Annotated in this window: 17 protein-coding genes and 3 riboswitches; of the genes, 9 read left to right on the plus strand and 8 right to left on the minus strand. The window is 65.5% G+C overall.

Annotated features, from left to right (window positions below; translation table 11 throughout):
* Window positions 1–107: 107 nt before the first annotated feature.
* A riboswitch (cobalamin riboswitch) is annotated at window positions 108–302 on the minus strand.
* Between the two features lie 51 nt (window positions 303–353).
* Entirely contained in the window at window positions 354–1,811 is a 1,458-nt protein-coding gene (locus JCM7686_RS21985) for a helix-turn-helix domain-containing protein (protein WP_020953220.1), read from the minus strand.
* 148 nt (window positions 1,812–1,959) lie between these two features.
* Between JCM7686_RS21985 and JCM7686_RS21990 the strand changes: the two genes are divergently transcribed.
* Both JCM7686_RS21990 and JCM7686_RS21995 read left to right on the plus strand, forming a co-directional pair.
* The gene (locus JCM7686_RS21990) at window positions 1,960–3,567 is read left to right on the plus strand and encodes a malate synthase (protein ID WP_020953221.1); all 1,608 of its coding nucleotides are present in this window, start codon (window positions 1,960–1,962) and stop codon (window positions 3,565–3,567) included.
* A gap of 126 nt (window positions 3,568–3,693) precedes the next feature.
* The gene (locus JCM7686_RS21995) at window positions 3,694–5,304 is read left to right on the plus strand and encodes an isocitrate lyase (protein ID WP_020953222.1); all 1,611 of its coding nucleotides are present in this window, start codon (window positions 3,694–3,696) and stop codon (window positions 5,302–5,304) included.
* Window positions 5,305–5,418: 114 nt separating this feature from the next.
* Here JCM7686_RS21995 and JCM7686_RS22000 read toward each other — a convergent pair whose 3' ends face one another.
* A complete protein-coding gene (locus JCM7686_RS22000; RefSeq protein WP_020953223.1) occupies window positions 5,419–5,967 on the minus strand; it encodes a histidine phosphatase family protein in 549 nt (182 codons plus the stop codon).
* A gap of 80 nt (window positions 5,968–6,047) precedes the next feature.
* Window positions 6,048–6,140: riboswitch (adenosylcobalamin (AdoCbl) riboswitch) on the plus strand.
* 47 nt (window positions 6,141–6,187) lie between these two features.
* On the opposite strand from JCM7686_RS22000, the gene JCM7686_RS22005 reads away from it, so the two are divergent.
* Both JCM7686_RS22005 and JCM7686_RS22010 read left to right on the plus strand, forming a co-directional pair.
* Window positions 6,188–6,391, plus strand: a complete 204-nt coding sequence (locus tag JCM7686_RS22005) for a CbtB domain-containing protein (protein WP_407946446.1) — start codon at window positions 6,188–6,190, stop codon at window positions 6,389–6,391.
* Window positions 6,392–6,402: 11 nt separating this feature from the next.
* Entirely contained in the window at window positions 6,403–7,242 is an 840-nt protein-coding gene (locus tag JCM7686_RS22010) for a CbtA family protein (protein WP_020953225.1), read from the plus strand.
* Between the two features lie 70 nt (window positions 7,243–7,312).
* Here JCM7686_RS22010 and JCM7686_RS22015 read toward each other — a convergent pair whose 3' ends face one another.
* The gene (locus JCM7686_RS22015; RefSeq protein WP_020953226.1) at window positions 7,313–8,701 is read right to left on the minus strand and encodes a short-chain fatty acyl-CoA regulator family protein; all 1,389 of its coding nucleotides are present in this window, start codon (window positions 8,699–8,701) and stop codon (window positions 7,313–7,315) included.
* A 119-nt stretch (window positions 8,702–8,820) separates the two neighbouring features.
* Here JCM7686_RS22015 and JCM7686_RS22020 point away from each other — a divergent pair, with 119 nt between their 5' ends.
* The 4 genes from JCM7686_RS22020 to prpB are packed head-to-tail and all read left to right on the plus strand — an operon-like array spanning window position 8,821 to window position 12,865.
* Window positions 8,821–9,213 carry an acyl-CoA thioesterase gene (locus JCM7686_RS22020; protein WP_020953227.1) on the plus strand — a complete coding sequence of 131 codons (393 nt, stop codon included), beginning with the start codon at window positions 8,821–8,823 and terminating at the stop codon, window positions 9,211–9,213.
* A gap of 15 nt (window positions 9,214–9,228) precedes the next feature.
* Window positions 9,229–10,770, plus strand: coding sequence for an MmgE/PrpD family protein (locus JCM7686_RS22025; protein WP_020953228.1), 1,542 nt, complete (start codon window positions 9,229–9,231; stop codon window positions 10,768–10,770).
* A gap of 10 nt (window positions 10,771–10,780) precedes the next feature.
* The gene (gene prpC / locus JCM7686_RS22030) at window positions 10,781–11,950 is read left to right on the plus strand and encodes a bifunctional 2-methylcitrate synthase/citrate synthase (protein ID WP_020953229.1); all 1,170 of its coding nucleotides are present in this window, start codon (window positions 10,781–10,783) and stop codon (window positions 11,948–11,950) included.
* 3 nt (window positions 11,951–11,953) lie between these two features.
* Window positions 11,954–12,865: a methylisocitrate lyase gene (gene prpB, locus JCM7686_RS22035; RefSeq protein ID WP_020953230.1), complete on the plus strand. Its 912-nt coding sequence runs from the start codon at window positions 11,954–11,956 to the stop codon at window positions 12,863–12,865.
* Between the two features lie 42 nt (window positions 12,866–12,907).
* Here the strand turns inward: prpB and JCM7686_RS22040 are convergent, their stop codons facing one another.
* The 5 genes from JCM7686_RS22040 to JCM7686_RS22060 are packed head-to-tail and all read right to left on the minus strand — an operon-like array spanning window position 12,908 to window position 18,468.
* Window positions 12,908–13,921, minus strand: coding sequence for a DUF6925 family protein (locus JCM7686_RS22040; RefSeq protein ID WP_020953231.1), 1,014 nt, complete (start codon window positions 13,919–13,921; stop codon window positions 12,908–12,910).
* A complete protein-coding gene (locus tag JCM7686_RS22045) occupies window positions 13,918–14,685 on the minus strand; it encodes an ABC transporter ATP-binding protein (protein WP_020953232.1) in 768 nt (255 codons plus the stop codon). Before JCM7686_RS22045 ends, JCM7686_RS22040 begins: the two co-directional genes overlap by 4 nt.
* Window positions 14,682–15,683 carry a FecCD family ABC transporter permease gene (locus tag JCM7686_RS22050; RefSeq protein ID WP_020953233.1) on the minus strand — a complete coding sequence of 334 codons (1,002 nt, stop codon included), beginning with the start codon at window positions 15,681–15,683 and terminating at the stop codon, window positions 14,682–14,684. The genes JCM7686_RS22045 and JCM7686_RS22050 overlap by 4 nt, the downstream gene beginning before the upstream one ends.
* Window positions 15,680–16,546: an ABC transporter substrate-binding protein gene (locus JCM7686_RS22055; protein ID WP_020953234.1), complete on the minus strand. Its 867-nt coding sequence runs from the start codon at window positions 16,544–16,546 to the stop codon at window positions 15,680–15,682. Before JCM7686_RS22055 ends, JCM7686_RS22050 begins: the two co-directional genes overlap by 4 nt.
* Complete coding sequence (locus tag JCM7686_RS22060) at window positions 16,540–18,468, minus strand: TonB-dependent receptor plug domain-containing protein (protein WP_020953235.1); 1,929 nt, start codon at window positions 18,466–18,468, stop codon at window positions 16,540–16,542. The genes JCM7686_RS22055 and JCM7686_RS22060 overlap by 7 nt, the downstream gene beginning before the upstream one ends.
* A 126-nt stretch (window positions 18,469–18,594) precedes the next feature.
* Window positions 18,595–18,794: riboswitch (cobalamin riboswitch) on the minus strand.
* A 121-nt stretch (window positions 18,795–18,915) separates the two neighbouring features.
* Between JCM7686_RS22060 and JCM7686_RS22065 the strand changes: the two genes are divergently transcribed.
* A complete protein-coding gene (locus tag JCM7686_RS22065; protein WP_020953236.1) occupies window positions 18,916–19,359 on the plus strand; it encodes an Rrf2 family transcriptional regulator in 444 nt (147 codons plus the stop codon).
* Window position 19,360: the final 1 nt, after the last annotated feature.

Genomic DNA, 19,360 nt, shown 5'->3' on the forward strand with positions numbered 1-19,360 from the left:
GAGGGAAGGCACGGCAAGCCCAAAGGGCCGCCTGCGGAATCTCATTGGCCCAAAGGCCCAGCACAGAGGTTTCATCCGACACCTTCCCGGACACCCCGCCCGGGTCGCTAAAGTTACACCTGTCGGCAGGTCTCCTGACTGACGGGTCACAAGCCGCTGCAACCTTCCCATGACCTGCGTCACAGTGGTCTTGTGCAGGGCCTCGCCGCCTACAGTTGCGGGGGCAGTTCCGGTTCACGGGGGTAAGCCCGTGACGGATTCCCTTTCAATTCCTTACGGAAACCGACGCCCTTCCGTAGCGATGCTATCCCGGCTGCGCAAGTCAGCAAAACGACGGCAAAAGCGCGCAGGCTTTAGCTTGCGTTCGGGCCGCTCTCCTCGGTCTCGAATTCGAAAATCGCCACGCTGCGCTCGCGCTCATTGACGCGCAGGCGGCGGTTGACCGGGGCATGGGCGCGGGCCGAGCAATCGGGCCGCTCGCAGAGATAGCAGTTCAGCCCAATATCGACCGGGCGGCTATGGGCGAGATCAATGCCATCGGCATAGACCAGCCGCGGCGCGTAAGCGATGTCACAGCCGAGCCCGATCGCCAGCCGTTGCGCGGGCGCGCTATAGGTGCCGCCCGCGCGGGTGACGGTGCGCACGATCGAGAAATAGGTCGCGCCCTCGGGCATCCGGATGACCTGCGTCTGGACGCGGTCGGGGCGCTCGAAGGCGGAATGGATATTCCACAAGGGACAGGTGCCGCCGAAGCGCGAGAAGGGAAAGCGCCCGGCGCTGAAGCGTTTCGAGACATTGCCCGCCCGGTCCACGCGCACGAAAAAGAACGGAATGCCGCGCGCGCCATCGCGTTGCAGCGTCGACATGCGATGGGCGGTCTGCTCGAAACTCGTGTCGAATTTATAGCTCAGGGCCTCGACATCATAGCGCTCGGCCTCGCAGGCGGCGAGAAAGCGGCGATAGGGCATGATCAGCGCGGCGGCGAAGTAATTGCCAAGGCTGACCCGCAAAAGCGCGCGCGCGGCGGCATCGTCAAGCCCGGCCTCATCGACCAGCCGCGCGATCAAATCGCCATGCTCCAGCGTCGCCAGCACCGTGCCGATCTGGAAGCGGCGGCTCGATTGACGCAAAAGCTCGGAGAGCAGCAGCTCGCGGCGGTGCAGATCGAAGCGGCGCAGCTGGCTGCCCATCACCCGCGAGGGCACGATGCGCGCGCGAATGCCCTGCGCGGTCAGCCGGGCGGTCAGCGCAGCATGGGGCTCGTTGCGGTGCAGCGCCAGCTCTTCGGCCAAAGCCTCGGCGGCATGATCGAGCACATCGACATGATTGCGCCGCTCGTAGAACCAGCGCCGCACCATATCGACCGGGCGGGTCGGATCGGCCAAAGCCTCGACCTTGTCGCGGTCGGTCAGCGGGTTGAGATCGGCCTGTTCGCGCAAAAGCGTTTCGCGGTGATTGTCATGAAGCCGCACGAAAGCCGCCGCAAGGCGCGGCGAGGCCTGAAGCACCGCCGCGATCTCGGCGCGCGGCAGGCTCGCCAGACCCAGCGCCGAATCCTTCAGCGCGGCCGAGAAATCGGCGGCAAGCTGGGTGTCGGTCGAGGGCGCAAGCTCGGAGATATTGAAATCATAGACCTCGGCGATCTTCATCAAAAGCCGCGCCGAGGCCGGGCGCTGATCGGCTTCGATCAGGGTGATATAGCTCGGCGAGATCCCAAGTTCGCTCGCCATTTGCGCCTGCGTCAGCCCCAAAGACTGGCGCAAAACCCGAAGCCTTTGGCCGATTATCAGCTTCTCGCCGCGCTGACTCATCTTACAAACCTTACATAACCGCGCTCTGACGCGTGACACTACACACGATAGCACCCGGTTATTTCAAGAGAATAATGCGAAGTCAAAGTGACATTACTAAGGTGACATCATGATCTGAATCACCGGATCTGAACCGTCGGAGGATGACATGCCGCTTGACCGCTCTGCCCAGACCAGCCTGCCCATCGTCTTGCGCGCCGCTCCGGAAGCGGGGCGGGTGCTGACACCCGAGGCGCTGGCTTTTGTCGGCACGCTGCAAGCCCGTTTCGGGCTGCGCCTGCACGCTATGATGATTGCCCGCGCCCGCCATCAAGAGCGCATCGACCGGGGCGAGCTGCCCGATTACCTCAGCGAAACCACCTCGATCCGTCAGGGCATCTGGGAGGCCGCGCCCGCGCCGCTGGCCCTGCGCGACCGCCGGGTCGAGATCCTGTGCCCGGTCGATCGCAAAAGCCTTGCTGCGGGGCTCGGCTCGGGCGCGAAGGTGATGATCGCCGATTTCGAGGATACGACCTCGCCGGGCTTTGCCAATATCGTCACCGGACATGCCAATCTGATCGACCTGCGCGACGGCGCGCTGCATCCCGCCGAGGACAGCCCCGCAGGAACGGAAACGCCCGCGCTCATCATCCGCCCGCGCGGCCTTCACCTCAACGAAGCCAACATTCTCGCCGGGGGTCAGCCGATCTCGGCGGCGCTCTTCGACTTTGGCCTGTCGCTTTACCACTGCGGGCGGGCGCTGGCCGAGCGCGGGCAGGGGCCGTTCTACTATCTGCCGAAGCTTCAAGGCCAAGACGAGGCGCGGTTCTGGAATGATGTCTTCCTGTTCGCGCAGGAAGAGATCGGCCTTGCCCCCGGCACCATCCGCGCCACGGTCATCATCGAGACCCTGCAAGCCGCCTTTGAGACCGACGAGATCGTCTGGCAGCTCAAGGATCATATCGCCGGGCTCTGCTGCGGAGCGCGCGACTTTACCTTCAGCTATATCAAGACCTTGCGCAATCACGCGGCCTATGTCCTGCCCGACCGCGACGCGCTGCACATGGAAAGCGCCTTTCTGGCCGCCTATACGGCACGGGTGGTCAAGGTCTGCCACCGGCGCGGCATCCATGCCATCGGCGGCATGTCGGCGGCGCTGCCGGTCGCCAATGACACTGATGCCAATCGCCATGCCTTCGATCTGGTCCGCCATGACAAAGAGCGCGAGGTCAGCATGGGCTTTGATGGCTGCTGGGTCGCGCATCCCGGGCTGGTCGCCGTCGCGCAAGAGGTCTTTGACCGCCAGATGCCGCGCGCCAATCAGATCAGCCGCCCGCGTCAGGAATGGCGGATCGAGCCCGCCATGCTCTTGCGCCCGCATCAGGGCCAGATCACCTTGCGCGGGGTTCAGGCCAATATCGCGATTGCGATGGAATATCTCTCGAACTGGCTGATGGGGCGCGGCACGGTGCCGATTGCGCATCTGCTCGAAGATGCCGCCACCGCCGAGACCAGCCGTGCGCAGCTCTGGCAATGGGTCCATCATCGCGCGCCGGTCGAGTTCTCGGATGGCGAAGAACGGCTTCTGACCGCCGATTGGCTGGGCGAGCTTATTCAGGCCGAGATCGTCCGCATTCTCGACCGGATCGGCCCCAATGCCTTCCACCGCGGCCATTACGCCCCGGCGGCCCGGCTGGTCCATGAGGCCGCCACCGCGCGGCTTTTGCCCGAATTCATCACGCTTGCCGCCTATGACCTGCTGAATGCGCTCGACTGATGGACCCGGTCACTACGCTTTCGCCCTTTGGCGGCCCGCTTCCCGAACCTCAACCCGAACCACTGCCGCGCGCTGTACCCGCGCCGCAGGACAAAACCCAACAGATTGAACGTGAAAGGAAACATCATGACCAAACGAAAGACTTTTTCGGAGATCCATGGCGAGCTCCTGTCCCGCTACCCCTCCGGTCAGGCGCCGGGCGGGGTTTCGGTTGACGCGATTGCGCAGCTGCGCCTGCAAAGCCCCTACGACACCCATCTCGATATTGCCCGCGACATGGCGGCGGTGATGCGCGCCGATATGGCCGCTTACGACGCGGATAGCGCACAATTCACCCAATCGCTTGGCTGCTGGTCGGGCTTTCACGCCCAGCAGATGATCAAATCGGTCAAGCGCCTGCGCGGCACGGTCAAGGGCACCTATGTCTATCTCTCGGGCTGGATGGTCGCCGGTCTGCGCAACCGCTGGGGCCATCTGCCTGACCAATCGATGCATGAAAAAACCGCCGTCGCCGATCTGATCAACGAGATCTATGTCTCGCTGCGTCAGGCCGATGAGGTCGCGCTGAACGATCTTTTCAAGGATCTCAAGGCCGCGAAAACCGACGAGGCGCGCCGCGCCGCGATCGAGGCCATCGATAGCTTCGAAAGCCATGTCGTGCCGATCATCGCCGATATCGACGCGGGCTTTGGCAATGAACATGCGACCTATCTGCTCGCGAAAGAGCTGATCAAGGCGGGGGCCTCGGCGCTCCAGATCGAGAACCAGGTCTCGGATGCCAAGCAATGCGGCCATCAGGACGGCAAGGTCACCGTGCCGCGCGAAGATTTCATCGAGAAACTCCGCGCCTGCCGTCTGGCCTTTGAAGAGCTCGGCGTCGATCATGGCGTCATCGTCGCGCGCACCGACAGCCTTGGCGCCGGTCTGACCCAGAAAGTGCCGGTCAGCCAGAAGCCGGGCGATCACGCCGCCGAATATCTCAAATGGCTGAAGACCGAGCAGATCACCGAGGCCAATCCGATCCGCGAGGGCGAACTTGCGCTCTATCAGGGCGGCGAATTCGTCAAGCCGGTGCGCCTGCCGAACGGGCTCTTCCCCTTCATCGAAGGCACCGGCCGCGCCCGGGTGATCGAGGATTGCGTGGCCTCGCTGCGCGATGGCGGCGCGGATCTCCTGTGGATCGAAACCGACACGCCGAATGTCGATGAGATCGCCAGCATGGTGAATGAAATCCGCAAGGAGGTGCCGAAAGCCAAGCTGACCTATAACAACTCGCCGAGCTTCAACTGGACGCTCAACCTGCGCAAACAGGTGCGCACACAATGGCTGGCCGAGGGCAAGATCAGCGCGCGCGATTACCCCGAGGGCAATGAGCTGATGAAGGCCGATTACGACGCGACGGATCTCGGCCGCGAGGCAGATGCGCGTCTGCAACGCTTCCAGACCGATATTTCGGCGCGCGCGGGGGTCTTCCACAACCTCATCACGTTGCCGACCTTCCACCTCACCGCGAAATCGGTCGATGAACTCAGCCGCGGCTATTTCGGCGAGGACAAGATGCTGGCCTATGTGAAGACGGTCCAGCGCGAGGAAATCCGGCGCGGCATCTCGGCGGTCAAGCACCAGCACGAGGTCGGCTCGGATCTGGGCGACACGTTCAAGGAAATGGTCGCGGGCGAGCGCGCGCTGAAAGCGGGCGGCCATGCCAATACGATGAACCAATTCGCGGCGGAATAAGCCGCGCCCCGGATAGGGGGCCGGGGTTTCCTTGGGAATCGCGGTAAACCGGCCCTCTCTGCGCCGTCCCTTCCGGGGGCGGCGCATCTGTTTTCGCCGTCCTGCCCGCGCCGGTTAGTCGAAGAGCGCGGCGCCGGGATGGAGCGACCAGCGCCGCCCGTCATGGCTCAGCCGCGTGCGCGACAGGGGCTTGACGCTGACCCGCGCGGCGGCGCTCAGGGGCGCGTCGAGCACCGACAGGACCAGCGCCTGAATCGGGCCGGGATGGGTAATGGCGATCAGCTCTCCGCTTTCGGGCGTCAGGGCGTCAAGCCAGCCGGTCACCCGCGCGGCCATCTGCGCGAAGCTTTCGCCCCCATGCGGCGCGGCGGTGGGATCGCCCAGCCAGGCCGCGAAATCGGCGGGGGCTTCGGCCAGCAGATCGGCGGGCGCGCGCCCGGCCCAGGCGCCGAAATCGGTCTCGGCCAAAGCAGGGACCAGCACGCCCTGACAGCCAAGCGCCTGCGCGGTGTCGCGCGCGCGCCGCAGGGGCGAGATCAGGCAGAGGTCCGCCCCGGCAAGCGGGGTCAGCTTGTCCAGCGCAGGCCGAGAGGCTGGCTGATCGGCGGGGAAAGCCGTGCCGTCAGGGGGCGCGGCGCAAATCAGGGAAAGTCGGATCGTCATCAGTTGAGCTTCGGACATTGGGGTTAGGTCAGGCAAGTTCTCTTTGACATTGCCACATTGCAGGCGCAGCATCTTCGAGATTGTCCTGACGGTGGAAGCCGGTGTGAATCCGGCGCGGTCGCGCCACTGTAACCGCGAAAGCCTCGCGGAAGTCAGACCCCTGTTCATGGCAAGCAGAAATCCACGCCGGACGCGTATCCGAAGGAGAGAAATTATGGCTATGTCTGCCGTCGCCCCCGACTTTCAGGTCGAGCCGATCCCGCTGAGCAAATGGGCGCCTTGGGCGATCTTTGCGGGCGTGATCATGCTGCTCGCCATGTATTTCGTCACCACCGAGCAAGGCGCGGTGGCATTGTTCGACGGCATGTATGTGCATGAATTCGTGCATGATGCCCGTCACCTCCTCGGCTTCCCCTGCCACTGAGGGGATCTGACATGACTGGACGTTATTTGCTGCTCGGCATGATTGCCGGGCTGATCGCTGGCCTATTGGCGTTTGGCGTGGGCCGCGTCTGGGGCGAGCCCCCGGTTGCCGCCGCCATTGCCATCGAAGAGGCGAATTCCGCCGCTGAAGCCGAGGCCGATCACGCCGCCACCCATGAGGCCGCGACCCATGAACATGGCACGACCGACGCGGGTTCGACCGTGGTCGCATCAAGCGAATCTGCGGCGCCTGCCGGGCATTCGCATGGCGGCGACGAAGAGGCGCTGGTGTCGCGCGAGACTCAGGCGGGCTTTGGCCTGCTGACCGGGATGCTGGTCTTTGGCGCGGGGCTTGGCGGCATCTTCGGTCTGGCCTTCGCGCTGATCGAGGGGCGTTTCTCGCATCTCTCGGCACAGGCGACCTCGGCGATCATGGCCGGGCTTGGCTATGTCATGGTCATCATCGTGCCGCAGCTCAAATACCCGGCCAACCCGCCCGCGGTCGGCCACGGCGAGACCATCGGAATGCGCACGCAGCTTTATTTCGCGATGCTGCTTTTGTCGATCATCGCCATGGTGATCGCGGTCGCAATCGCGCGCAGCAGCACCAACCGCTGGCAGTCGGGCATCATCGCCACCATCGCCTATCTTGGGCTGGTCACGGCGGCGGGCTTTGTGCTGCCCACGATCAACGAAGTTCCTGCGGATTTCCCGGGCGATCTGCTTTGGCACTTCCGCACGGTCTCGCTGGTGATCGAGGCGGTGCTCTGGGGCGGCATCGGGCTGATCTTCGGCTGGCTGGTCCAGCGTTCGTGGAACCACACGCCGGCCCATCGCACGCGGCTCGCTTAAGACGCCCCCTTAACACGCAGCGATCCTGACACATCTGACGCGCCGGCCCTCCCGTCGGCGCGTTTTTCTGTCAGGCCCCGCTGGAATAGGGCGCGAACCGTGCATCGGTCGGGCTGACATCCAGCGCGCGGCCCAGCATCGGAAAGGCGCGCTGCGGACAGGCGGGCCGCTCGCAGACCTTGCAGCCCGGGCCGATCCGCGTCGCAAGACCCGGATCGTGCAGATCGAGCCCGCGCGCATAGACCAGCCGCTCGGCATGGGCGAGATCACAACCGACCGCGACCGTGAAGGTCTTTTCCAAGGCGGCAAACCCGCCCTGACCGTGCCGCACCAGCCGCGCAATCCACAGATAACTGCGCCCGTCGGGCATTTGCGCGACCTGCCGCACGATTTCTCCGGGGCGCGAGAACGCCTCGTAGATATTCCACAGCGGGCAGGACCCGCCGATCCGCGAAAAGTGGAAATCGGTGGCGGACTGCCGCTTCGAGATATTCCCGGCGCGGTCGGTGCGGATGAAGAAAAACGGCACGCCGCGCGCCTCGGGGCGTTGCAGGGTCGAGAGCCGGTGACAGGTGGTCTCGAACCCCACGCCAAAGCGACGCCCGAGCAGGTCGATGTCATAGCCAAGCGCCTCGGCCGTCGCCAGAAACAGCCGGTAGGGCAGCAGCAGCGCGCCCGCGAAATAGTTCGCAAGCCCAATGCGCAGCAAGGCGCGGGCATCGGGGCCGAGCCCCGGCTCATCCGAGAGCCGCCGGATCAGCTCATCCTGTTCGAGAAAGGCCAGCTGGGTCGCGATCTGATAGGCCTGCTGGCCCTCGCTCAGATGAGCGGCGAGATGCAAGAGCCGCGCCGCCGGGTCAAAGTGGCGCAGACTGCCGCTTTCGGGCGCAAGCGCAATGCGGATGCCATGCCGCCCCGCCAGCCGGTCGATCAGCCCCGGCGTCATGCGACCGGGCGGCAGGGCCGCGCCGATGGCCTCGGCGGCCTCGTCGAGCTCGGGGATGTAATTGCGCCGCTCGTAAAACCAGTCGCGCACCGATTCAAACGCCGCCGGAGAGGCCGCGCTGTCGCGGTTGTCGAGCCGCCCGGCCAGAAGATCGGCGCGCTCTGCCGTATCGCGCAGACGCCGCTGCATCGCGACAATCGCGCGAGCGACGGCGGGCATATTGGCGGCGAGCTCGCGCACCTCGGCCAAAGACGCCCCCGCGCCCTGATCGGCCAAGGCGCCGCGCAGCTCGGTGATGAGCCGCCCCTCATCGGCATCGGAAAAGAGCTGCACATCCAGCCCGAAGGCCTGATTGAGCTTCAAAAGCACCGGCACGGTCAGCGGACGCTGGTTCTGCTCGATCTGGTTGAGATAGCTCGGCGAGATCTCGAGCGCGCGGGCCAGCGCCGCCTGAGTGAGCCCGCGTTCCTCGCGCAAGCGGCGCAGGCGCACGCCCATGAATGTCTTTGCCATCTTCGCAACCTTTGCAATTTGCAAGAATGACCTTCGCAGATCACCGCTTTTTCAGGAGTTTATCGCGGTATCCCGGATGTGAATAGATGGGATTGCCAATCTTGCGAAGGGCAATCGACATGACCGCACCTGCCACGACCACCCTGACCGAAGTGATCTTTCCCGAACAGGCGAACCATTACGGGACGCTCTTTGGCGGCAATGCCTTGGCGCTGATGGCCAAGGCGGCCTTTATCGCCGCCTCGCGTCATGCCCGGACCGCAGTGGTCATGGCGCGCTCGGAGCGGGTCGATTTCGGCGCCCCGATTGCGGTCGGCGCGCTCTTGGAGCTCGAGGCCAGGGTCATCCGCACCGGGCGCAGCTCGATGACCGTCGAGGTCGTGGGGCAGGCAGCACCGCTGAGCTCTGCGACCCGGCGCGAGGTCCTGCGCGGGCGCTTCGAGATGGTGGCGGTCGATGACAAAGGCCGCCCGCAGGCGCTGACGCCCGCCCCCTTCGCCACACCGATCTGAACAAAGGAAAGCGAAATGACCATTCACGACAAGATCTCTGCCGCAACCGTCCTGCATGATCTGCGCAGCTACAAATCCGCCGAACATCTGCCGCGCGAGGACCAGCTCGCCTGGAAAATCGCCGAGGTCGCCGCCGATCCGGTCGAGGTTCTGCCCGAAGTGACCGAGATGATCGTGAACCGCATCATCGACAATGCGGCGGTGGCGGCGGCATCCCTGGCGCGGCGTCCGGTCGCCTCGGCGCGCGCACAGGCGCTGTGCCATCCCTATCAGCGCGGCGCGACGGTCTTTGGCATGTCGGATGCGACCCGCGTCAGCCCGGAATGGGCGGCCTGGGCCAATGGCACGGCGGTGCGCGAGCTGGATTTCCACGACACCTTCCTCGCCGCCGATTACAGCCATCCCGGCGACAATATCCCGCCGCTGCTGGCGGTGGCCCAGCATTGCGTGCTCTCGGGCCGCGATCTGATCCGGGGGCTCGCGACGGGCTATGAGATTCAGGTCAATCTGGTCAAAGGCATCTGCCTGCACGAGCACAAGATCGACCATATCGCCCATCTCGGGCCGTCAGCCGCTGCCGGGATTGGCACGGCGCTGAAACTCCCGACCGAGGTGATTTATCAGGCGATCCAGCAGGCTTTGCATGTCACCACGACGACGCGCCAAAGCCGCAAGGGCGAGATTTCCTCGTGGAAGGCCTTTGCCCCGGCCTTTGCGGGCAAAATGGCGATCGAGGCGGTGGACCGCGTCATGCGCGGCGAGGGCGCGCCGTCGCCCGCATGGGAAGGCGAGGACGGCTTTATCGCTTGGCTGCTGTCGGGCCCCGAGGCGCGCTATCAGGTGCCCTTGCCCGCCAAGGGTCAGGCCAAACGCGCGATCCTTGACACCTATACCAAGGAGCATTCGGCGGAATATCAGTCGCAGGCGCTGATTGATCTGGCGCGGCGCATGGGGCCACGGATCGGTGATCTGAGCCAGATCGACAGCATCATCATCCACACCTCGCATCACACCCATTACGTCATCGGGACCGGGGCGAAAGACCCGCAGAAGATGGACCCGAAGGCCTCGCGCGAGACTTTGGACCATTCGATCATGTATATTTTCGCGGTCGCGCTGGAAGACGGCGGCTGGCATCACGAGAAAAGCTATGCCCCCGAGCGCGCCAACCGCCCCGAGACCGTGGCGCTCTGGCACAAGATCTCGACCGTCGAGGACGGCGAATGGACGCGCCGCTATCACGCCCGCGATCCCAAGGAGAAAGCCTTTGGCGGTCGGGTCGAGGTGCGGCTGAAGGATGGCCGCGTCATCAGCGACGAGCTTGCCTTGGCCGATGCCCATCCCGATGGCGCGCGCCCTTTTGTCCGCGCCAATTACGTCCAGAAATTCCTGACGCTCTCGGAAGGGATCATCACCCCCGAAGAGCAGCGCCGCTTCCTCAATGCCGCCGAAAACCTGAGCGATCTGGGGCGCGGCGATCTGGGGCAGCTCAATTTCACCGTCTCGCCGGATCGTCTTGGCGCACCGCGCCCGACGGGCATCTTTGACTGGTCATAAGGGGAAGAACATGTCGGAACCTGTTAGAAAACCAAAGAAATCCGTGGCGCTTTCGGGCGTGGTGGCCGGGAATACAGCGCTCTGCAGCGTCGGCCAGACCGGGAATGACCTGCATTATCGCGGCTATGACATCCTCGAGATTGCCGAGGCCTGCGAATACGAGGAAATCGCCCATCTGCTGATCCATGGCGCGCTGCCCTCTGGCGCGGAGCTGCGCGCCTATAAGGCCAAGCTGCGCGGTCTGCGCGGCCTGCCTTTGGCGGTGCGCCAGACGCTCGAGGCGATCCCGGCCTCGGCGCATCCGATGGATGTGCTGCGCTCGGGCGTCTCGGCGATGGGCTGCGTGCTGCCGGAAGCGGCGGATCATAACACGCCCGGCGCGCGCGACATCATCGACCGGCTGATCGCCTCGCAGGGCTCGATGCTGCTCTACTGGTATCACTTCGCCCAGAATGGCCGCCGTATCGAGGTCGAGAGCTCCGAGGACAGCATCGCCGGCCACTTCCTGCACCTTCTGCACGGTGCCCCGCCCTCGGCGGGCGAGGTGCGGGCGATGCAGACCACGCTGAACCTTTACGCCGAGCATGAATTCAACGCCTCGACCTTCACCGCGCGGATCATCGCGGGAACGGGCTCGGATGTCTATTCGACGGTCGCAGGCGCAATCGGAGCGCTGCGCGGCGCCAAACATGGCGGCGCCAATGAGGTCGCTTTCGAGATCCAGAAACGCTATGCGACCCCCGACGAGGCCGAGGCCGATATTCGCGCCCGCGTCGCCGCGAAAGAGGTGGTGATCGGCTTTGGCCATCCGGTCTATACGATCTCGGATCCGCGCAATGTCGTCATCAAGCGGGTCGCACGCCAGTTGGCCGAGGCGCAAAACAGCACCAAGATGTTCGAGATCGCCGCCCGGATCGAAACGGTCATGGCCGATGCCAAGGGCATGTTCCCGAACCTCGACTGGTTCTCGGCGGTGTCCTATCATCTGCTGGGCGTGCCGACCGCAATGTTCACGCCGCTCTTCGTGATCGCGCGAACGGCGGGCTGGGGCGCTCATGTGATCGAGCAGCGTATCGACAACAAGATCATCCGGCCCTCGGCCAATTACATCGGCCCCGAGAACCGCGATTTTCAGCCGATCGACCTGCGCGACCGCCTCATTGCTACCGCAGCGGAGTAAGCCATGCCCTATCTGATCGGAAACGACCTGCCCGAGGCCCCTGCGGGGGCCCGGTTCCGCGCGGCTTTGGCCCGGCCGGGCATTCTGGAACTGCCCGGCGCGCAAAACGGCATGGCCGCGCTTCAGGCGAAGGCGGCGGGGTTTCAGGCGCTCTATCTCTCGGGCGCGGCGATGACGGCCAGCATGGGCTTGCCCGATCTCGGCATCATCACCGTCGATGAGGTCGCTTTCTTCATCCGCCAGATCGCGCGGGCGAGCGGGCTGCCGCTGCTCGTCGATGGCGATACCGGCTATGGCGAGGCGCTCAATGTCATGCATATGGTGCGGGTGTTCGAGGAGGCAGGCGCAGGCGCGGTTCACCTCGAAGACCAGCTCCTGCCCAAGAAATGCGGCCATCTGAACGACAAGAAACTGGCCAGCGCCTCGGATATGGCGGCCAAGGTTGCGGCGGCGGCACGCGCCCGGCGCGATCTGGTGGTGATCGCGCGCACCGATGCGGCGGCCTCGGAAGGCATCGAAGGCGCGGTCGCGCGCGCGAAGCTTTACGTCGAGGCGGGCGCGGATGCGATCTTCCCCGAGGCGCTGACCAGCGTCGAGATGTTTCGCGAGGTTCGCGCCGCTTTGCCCGGCGTGCGGCTCTTGGCGAATATGACCGAATTTGGCCGCACGCCCGCGCTCACCGCGCGCGAATTCGAAGAGCTTGGCTATGATATGGTGATCTGGCCGGTCTCGTCCTTGCGCGTCGCGAACAAGGCGCAGGAAAAGCTGTACGCCACGCTCAAACGCGACGGCGCGACCACCGCCATGCTGCCCGAGATGCAGACCCGGGCCGAGCTTTACGCGCTGATCGGGCTCAATGACTTCGAGGCGCTCGACGCCAGCATTGCCCGCAGCGTTTTGCCGAAACTCGGCTGATTTCCCTTTCTCCGCACCTCCCTCGCGGGGCACGCGTCGGGCCTAATGGCCCGGCGCATCTTCATCGGCGTGGTCAAGCTCGCGGTCATAGGCGGCGCGCCAGCGGGCCAGCCGTGCGTTTTCGCCCTCGCGCCGCCCCGCCTGACGCAAGGCCACGCGAAAGGCGACGCGACCCGCGCGATCTTCGGGCGGGGCAAGATCGCCGGGCTCGGCGCCGCCCGCCAAGGCCGCCCAGAGCCGCTGCTTGATCGCCAGATTGACCGGATCGCCCCAAGCCGACAGAAACGCCTGAAACGCCGCGAAAATCTCCGGATCGAAGGCGCGGTCTTCTGCCAGCGTGCCCATGATCGGGCTGGGTGGATGAAAGCCCGCGACCGGCACCAGCCCCTCGGGGATCGGCATATTCGCCGAATGGCTGCGCCGCGCGCGCAAGAGCTTGGGCAGGACATGGGTATGCGGCCCGGTCGGAGAGGTGCCGCCAGTGTCCGGCCCGCCGATCTTTTGATAGACCTCGACCCGCCCGATCCGGCTCTGCGCCACGCGATGGGGATGGGCCTTGAGGATCGCGGCCATCGCCGGATTGCCGGGCGCCATCACCGGGCGTCCGACATGGGCGCGCAGCAGCGCCAGCAGCTCGGGATCGGCGGTGCGGATGCAGAAATCGACTTGCGGCTGGTCAAGCCCCATGTCGAAAAGCACGCCCGCACGATCCTGAGCACGCAAGGCGTCATGGTCGGGGCCAAGCTCGGTCAGGACCGCGCGCTGCGTCATCGCCGCCTCGGGCGCGGGCAGGCACAGCGCCACGCCTTGCTGCCAGCGATCGGGGCGCGGGCTCAGCGCCTCCCAGGCGATGGGCGTGACCCGGTCGAGCTCCTCGAGCCGCACCCCGCCGCGCGCAGAGACCGCCGCGCAGCCCGCAAGCAGGGCAGGGGCGGGATCGCCCGCGACATGGTGAAACTCGGCAATCGCGCCGAAAGAGCCCATCGACCAGCCCGCATCCGGATCGGGCAGCGCGGCCTTCAGATGCTGGTCGAGCGTCGGTTGCGGGACGGTCATGGCAGGTCTCCGGTCAGAATATCGAGCGGCTGAAGCACCGGCCCCTCGGCGGTTTGCGCGCGATAGGCGGTGATGCCGAAGGCGCGGGCAAGGTGGGTGGGGCTTAAGACATCGAGCGGGGGGCCATCGGCGAGAATCCGGCCCTCATGCAGCAGGATCAGCCGCGAGCAATGACGCGCGGCAAGGCCCAGATCATGCAGCGAGGCCAGCACCGTCCGCCCCTCGGCGGCCAGCGCCGCGAAACAGGACATGACCCGGATCTGCGCGGCGGGATCAAGCCCGGCAATCGGCTCATCCGCGATCAGAAGGGGCGTGTCCTGCGCGAGCATCCGCGCGATCAGGACGCGCGCTTGCTCGCCGCCCGAAAGCGCGGTGGCGGGGCGATGCCGCAGGGGCTCCAGCCCCAGCGCGGCAAGGGCGCGGGAGACGGCGGGGTGTTCGCCGCGATTGCGATCACCTGCGTCGCCATGGGGCGCGCGGCCAAGCGCAACCAGCCGCGCGACCGAGACCGGCCAGGCAATCTCGCGCCCCTGCGGCATGAAGGCGGCGCGGCGCGCGCGCTCGGCTGGGCGAAGCCCGGTCAGCGAGGATCGCCCCTCATGCGCCAAAAGCCCCAAAGCGGCGCGCAAGAGTGTGGTCTTGCCCGCCCCATTCGCGCCCAGAAGGCCCACAAACTCGCCGGGCGCAAGATCGAGATCAATGCCCGCCAAGACGCCACGCCCTGCCCGGCGCAGGGACAGTTTCTTGAGGGACAGTACGCTCATGGCCCCTCGCTCCGGCTGCGCCAGATCAGATGGAGAAAGAAGGGCGCGCCGATCAAGGCGGTCAACACGCCAAGCTTGAGATCGCGGCCCGGCGCAATCACCCGCACTGCGATATCGGCCGCAAGAATGACCGCCGCGCCGCCCAAAGCCGAGGCGGGCAGCAGCCGCGCCGGGCTGGCGCCGACCGCGCGGCGCAGCAGATGGGGCACGACCAGACCGACAAAGCCGACCGCACCCGCAACGGCTGTCGCCGCGCCGACCAGCGCGGCAACGCCCAGCACCAGCCGCAGCCGCAGGGACCCAAGGCCGATCCCCATCGAGGCCGCCGCATCCTCGCCCAAGGTCAGCGCTTCGAGCCCCTTGCCGGTCGACAAAAGCAGCCCCGCGCCGATCACAAAGAAGGGCAACATGGTCCAGACATGCAGCATCGAGCGATCGGCAAGCGAGCCCATCATCCAGAAAATGATCTCATTGGCGGCGAAAGGATTGGGCGAGAGGTTCAGCACCAGCGAGGTCGCCGCCCCAGCGAGCGCCGAAATCGCGATGCCCGCAAGGATCAGCGGCAGGGCTCCGCCGCGCCCGCCCGCAAGCGTCAGGATGACCAGCACGGACAGAAGCGCCCCGGCCAAGGCCGCGACGGGCAGGCCAAGCGGCAGGGCGGCGGCAAGCCCGGTCTGGATCGCCAGAACCGCGCCCAAAGCCGCCGACGCCGAGGTGCCGATCAACCCGGGCTCGGCGAGGGGATTGCGCAGAAAGCCCTGAATCGCCGCGCCCGAGAGGCCAAGGCTTGCGCCAAGCAGCAGGCCAAGAATGGCGCGGGGCAGGCGGATTTCTTGCATGACCATACCGAGCAGCGGATCGCCCGCGCCGACCAGCGCTGCGAGCGCCGCGCCCGGCGCGACCGGCACTGTGCCGATCAGCAAGGAGGCCATGAAGAGCGCGAGGACCAGCGCGCCCAAAGCCGCCAGCACGCGGGGATAGGAAGCGGGATCTCTCATGGGCTTTCCTTTTGCTCCTTCTGCACCGCAAGGCGGGCGGCACGCAGTTTTGCGATGGCGGCGAGAACATGAGGCGTGCCGCAGACCCAATCGGGATCGGCCATAGCCGTAACGCCCGCCCGCGCGGCGAGGTCCTGCACGGCGGGGTGATCGAGAATGTCTTCCGCGCGCGAGCCGCCGCCAAAGCCCTGCCCACGGATCAAGAGATCGGGATTGGCCCGCACCAGCTGCTCAAGCGAGAGGATGCCGCCCTGCGACAGACCGGCCTCGGTCGCGATATTGTCGAGCCCCGCCGCGGCGATGATCTGCCCGGCGAGGCTTTGATCGCCCGAGGTATAGCCATTCGCGCCGTAAAGCGCCGCGCGCGGGCGGGTGGGGGCGCTGTCTTGCAAAGCCGCCAGATCGCGGTCGAATACGGCGATCATCGCCTCGGCCTCGGGCGCGCGACCCAGAGCCGCGCCCATCTTGCGGATATTGGCGCGGATCGCCTCGAAATCATCTTCCGGCGCGAATTGCTCCACCGGGATCTGCAAGCGGCGCAGCATGGCAACCGTCGCGGGCGTGGTATAGCTGCCCGCCAGCACGAGATCGGGGCGCAGCGCGGCGATCTCTTCGGCGAGGCCATGATTGACCGGATAAAGCGCCGCCTCATCCGCCATGGCCGAGCTGCGCGCATCCCGCGCCAGATAGCTCACCGAGATCAGCTGACCGGGCGCCGCCAGCATCATCGCGAGCTGATCGGTGCACAGATTCATCGATACGACGCGCCGGGGCGGCTCTGCCGCCGGAACCGCCCAAGCCGCCGGCGCCAGAAGGCCAAGGCCGAGTGCGATGCACCCAGCCAAGGTCAGCCGTCTTACCATTTCGCCTCAAGCCCGACATAGGCGGTGCGCCCCTGCGAGCGATAACCCCAAGCGTCCATGTAGTCCTTGTCGAAGAGGTTCACGACACGGGCGGTCGCGCGCAGGTTTTGGTTGATGTCATAGCCTCCGGCGAGATTGACGACGGTATAGCTTGGCAGTTCGCGCGTCGGATAGCTGCCCCAGAACTGCGTATCATAATTGCCCGCGACATGGCGCAGATCGGCGCTCAGATTGCCGCGCCCGCCGTCGAGATCATAGCTCGCGCGCAGACCGAATTCGTGACGCGGACGGCGGATCTCGACGCTGCCATCGGGGTTCTTGGCGTCAAGATAGGTGTAATTCAGCCCAAGGCGCAGCGCCTCGGTCGCCTGCAACTGTCCGGCCAGCTCGATGCCTTCGCGCGGGCTTTTGCCGTGTTGGTTGACATAGCTCGCCCGCCCGCTGCCATCGGGGGCCGCGCCATAGGCATAGGTGATCTCGTCATCCATCTTTTCGTTGAAATAGGTCAGATCAACCGTGCCGCGCCCGCCGAGCAGCTCGGCCTCGATGCCGATGTCAAAGCCGGTGTTGCGCTCGGGCTTCAGGTGCGGATTGCCGAGCGTATAGCTGTCATTGGCGAAAAGCTCGTAATAGGACGGCTTGACCAGACCGCGCCCGGCGGAGGCATGAACCCGATAGGGCGCATTCGGCACCTGCCAGGACAAAGCGAGGTTCCAGCTGGTGAAATCGTCAAAGCTCGTGAAGCGATCGTGGCGCAGCCCGGCCTGCACATCGAGCCCGTTGTCGAAGAAGCCGCGATATTCGAGCGCCACCGACGTGTTGGCGCGGCGGTAATCGGGGGCGGCGGTGTTGTCATCCTTGACCCGCTCGACCATCACATTCACCAGCTGGCGCGCTTCGGCCACCTGCTGGCCGTCGAGGCTCGCGCTCAGGCGATATTTCAACGCGCGGGTCTGGCCCCGCGTCTCGGGCCCGCCGTTCGAGCTTTGCTTGTAGACCGTGTCCTGATAGTCGAGCCGGTGCAGCACCCGCCCGTCCAGCATCGCATATTCGCCCCAGATCGAGCCCAGAGTCTCGTTGCGTGTGCTGTGCTGGTTGGGATCGTCGATCAGATAATCCATATAGCTGGTGGCGGCGTAATTTGTTGAATCGTAATCATATTTCTCTTTGGCGCGGCGCAAGGTAAAGCCAAGCTTCACCTCGTCGCTCGCCTGCCAATCGCCGGTCAGGCCAAGGGTGGCGCGGTCGATGCCGTCTTTTTCATGGCCGGTGAAAGCCTGATTATAGCCGTGATCGTCGCGCTTTGACGCCGTGAAGGCCAGCCCGCCGCGCTCTGTGCGCTGGGTGAACCAGCCCGAGACCGCATAGCCATTCCCGGCCTCGACCGCGCCGCCATAATGCGTGCCCGGCTGGCCCTGCCGCGTGATGATATTGATCACCCCCGCCGAGGCATTCGCGCCGTAATAGACCGATTGCGGCCCGCGCAGGATCTCGATCCGGTCGATATTGGCGGTCTCGAGCCCGCTCAGGATATATTCGTCATTGCCGCCGGTCGCGGGGACGCCGTCGATCAGGATCAGCGTGTGATTGGCCTCGGCGCCGCGAATGCGGACCTGCGTGAAGCTGGATCCGGTCGAGCTGACCGCCACGCCCGGGACATCGCGCAGAGCGTCCTGCACGCTGCGGATGCCGCGCCGCTCGATCTCATCGGCGGTCAGGATCGTATAGGCGCGCCCATAAGCATTGGCCGGAATCGGCGAGAGCCCGCCCGAGATCACCACCGTCTCCAGCGTGACGCGACCTGCGGTCTCATCATCCTGCGCCACGGCCGGAGTAACGGGCTGCGTGACGTCTTGTGCCATAACGGCAAGCGGCAGCAGCACCGCAGAAATTGCAAGCCAAGAGGTCTGAAGTCGGACCATATCCATGCCTTTCCAACGCAGGCGGCGCCTGCGGATCCCAGTTCGGCCTGCGGAAAGGATTGCCCCGCGCAGACCCGTGACGGTCACCGCTGCGGAAGGCCGCTTTCCATGCGCGCCCCGCGCCGGAAATGGGTGAGGGCTTGGGCAGGTCTCCTGGCTTGCGGGTCAGCGCTCGGGCCGGTCTTCCCGGGATCATCCCAGTGACATCGTCGGCCGTCGCTCGCCGCTTACAGTTGCGGGGGCAGCCGCGGATTTGCCTGATAGGCGCACCGCAGTTCCCTTTTAATCCGAGGGGCTGCCCCGGAACCAAAGCTGCCCGAGCCTTGGTCCGTCACCCCGGTTTTTGTCAAGACCATTCAACCGAGTTACGGCCTTGGTTGGGGGTGGCGCGCCTTTCAGACCCCGCCCACCTTGACTTTCGGCGCGAATCGTAACATATGAAGTTACATGAAACAGAACAGCCGCCTCTCCGCCGTCCTTCACGCCTTGCTGCATATGGCCGAGCATGACGGGCCGATGACCTCTGAAAAGCTCGGCGAATGCCTGAGCGCCAATCCGGTCGTGGTGCGCCGCACCATGGGGCTTTTGCGCGAGGCCGGGCTGGTCTCGGCCGAGCGCGGTCATGCAGGCGGTTGGCGGATCTCGGCGGATCTGGCGCAGGTTACCTTGCTCCAGCTTCATGCCGCTTTGGGCGAGCCCGCGATCTTTGCCATCGGCAATCACAGCGAGCATCCCAAATGTCTGGTCGAGCAGACCGTGAATGCCGCGCTCGATCACGCTTTCGCCGAGGCCGAGGCGCTGCTGCTCTCTCGTTTCGCCCATGTGACATTGGCCGATCTGGCCGAGGATTTCGCGCGCCGCCATCAAGAGTATCGCGCCGCCAAGGAGTGAA

Origin of the sequence: Paracoccus aminophilus JCM 7686, assembly GCF_000444995.1 — a bacterium.
Classification (GTDB): Bacteria; Pseudomonadota; Alphaproteobacteria; order Rhodobacterales; family Rhodobacteraceae; genus Paracoccus; species Paracoccus aminophilus.

Bases quoted from the DNA above. Each gene is read 5' to 3' on its own strand.
- JCM7686_RS21985 (WP_020953220.1), bottom strand. From the start codon at position 1,811: ATGAGTCAGCGCGGCGAGAAGCTGATAATCGGCCAAAGGCTTCGGGTT.
- JCM7686_RS21990 (WP_020953221.1), top strand. From the start codon at position 1,960: ATGCCGCTTGACCGCTCTGCCCAGACCAGCCTGCCCATCGTCTTGCGC.
- JCM7686_RS21995 (WP_020953222.1), top strand. From the start codon at position 3,694: ATGACCAAACGAAAGACTTTTTCGGAGATCCATGGCGAGCTCCTGTCC.
- JCM7686_RS22000 (WP_020953223.1), bottom strand. From the start codon at position 5,967: ATGACGATCCGACTTTCCCTGATTTGCGCCGCGCCCCCTGACGGCACG.
- JCM7686_RS22005 (WP_407946446.1), top strand. From the start codon at position 6,188: ATGTCTGCCGTCGCCCCCGACTTTCAGGTCGAGCCGATCCCGCTGAGC.
- JCM7686_RS22010 (WP_020953225.1), top strand. From the start codon at position 6,403: ATGACTGGACGTTATTTGCTGCTCGGCATGATTGCCGGGCTGATCGCT.
- JCM7686_RS22015 (WP_020953226.1), bottom strand. From the start codon at position 8,701: ATGGCAAAGACATTCATGGGCGTGCGCCTGCGCCGCTTGCGCGAGGAA.
- JCM7686_RS22020 (WP_020953227.1), top strand. From the start codon at position 8,821: ATGACCGCACCTGCCACGACCACCCTGACCGAAGTGATCTTTCCCGAA.
- JCM7686_RS22025 (WP_020953228.1), top strand. From the start codon at position 9,229: ATGACCATTCACGACAAGATCTCTGCCGCAACCGTCCTGCATGATCTG.
- prpC (WP_020953229.1), top strand. From the start codon at position 10,781: ATGTCGGAACCTGTTAGAAAACCAAAGAAATCCGTGGCGCTTTCGGGC.
- prpB (WP_020953230.1), top strand. From the start codon at position 11,954: ATGCCCTATCTGATCGGAAACGACCTGCCCGAGGCCCCTGCGGGGGCC.
- JCM7686_RS22040 (WP_020953231.1), bottom strand. From the start codon at position 13,921: ATGACCGTCCCGCAACCGACGCTCGACCAGCATCTGAAGGCCGCGCTG.
- JCM7686_RS22045 (WP_020953232.1), bottom strand. From the start codon at position 14,685: ATGAGCGTACTGTCCCTCAAGAAACTGTCCCTGCGCCGGGCAGGGCGT.
- JCM7686_RS22050 (WP_020953233.1), bottom strand. From the start codon at position 15,683: ATGAGAGATCCCGCTTCCTATCCCCGCGTGCTGGCGGCTTTGGGCGCG.
- JCM7686_RS22055 (WP_020953234.1), bottom strand. From the start codon at position 16,546: ATGGTAAGACGGCTGACCTTGGCTGGGTGCATCGCACTCGGCCTTGGC.
- JCM7686_RS22060 (WP_020953235.1), bottom strand. From the start codon at position 18,468: ATGGTCCGACTTCAGACCTCTTGGCTTGCAATTTCTGCGGTGCTGCTG.
- JCM7686_RS22065 (WP_020953236.1), top strand. From the start codon at position 18,916: ATGAAACAGAACAGCCGCCTCTCCGCCGTCCTTCACGCCTTGCTGCAT.